This window comes from Brevibacterium sp. 91QC2O2, from assembly GCF_024580695.1.
GTDB lineage: Bacteria > Actinomycetota > Actinomycetes > Actinomycetales > Brevibacteriaceae > Brevibacterium > Brevibacterium moorei.
Window position 1 is genome coordinate 1 of sequence record NZ_JANIJY010000078.1, and the last position, 408, is coordinate 408.

The 408-nt window shown below is 53.9% G+C and carries 2 rRNA genes; both read left to right on the top strand.

The annotated features are described in order from the left end of the window. Positions 1-115, top strand: a 23S ribosomal RNA gene (locus NQ036_RS15505); the annotation flags it as partial. A gap of 185 nt (positions 116-300) precedes the next feature. Next, positions 301-408, top strand: a 5S ribosomal RNA gene (gene rrf, locus NQ036_RS15510); the annotation flags it as partial.

Consider the following 408-nt stretch of genomic DNA (forward strand, 5'->3'; position numbering starts at 1 on the left):
TTCGAGATGAGGTCTCCTTTAAGGTGTCCTAGAGATGATGGGGTTGATAGGCCAGATGTGGAAGACTAGTAATGGTTGGAGCTGACTGGTACTAATACACCGTTCACTCACCCAAACAACACGACTCATGTGGGTTTTGTGCCTGTGTGGGGTGTGTGGTGGGTTGGGTAACACAAGGTAAACAACGATTGAGCGTATGAGAGTTGGGCCGTGGGGTCCGCGCGCACAGCCCTGTGGGGTTGGTGTTCACGTCTACTAGTTTCACTGCACGATCCAGACACGTGTGTTGTTCTGTGGTTTTGCGGTGGTGAGAGCGTTGGGGAAACGCCCGGTCCCTTTCCGAACCCGGAAGCTAAGCCCGATTGCGCTGATGGTACTGCATGCGGGAGTGTGTGGGAGAGTAGGTCA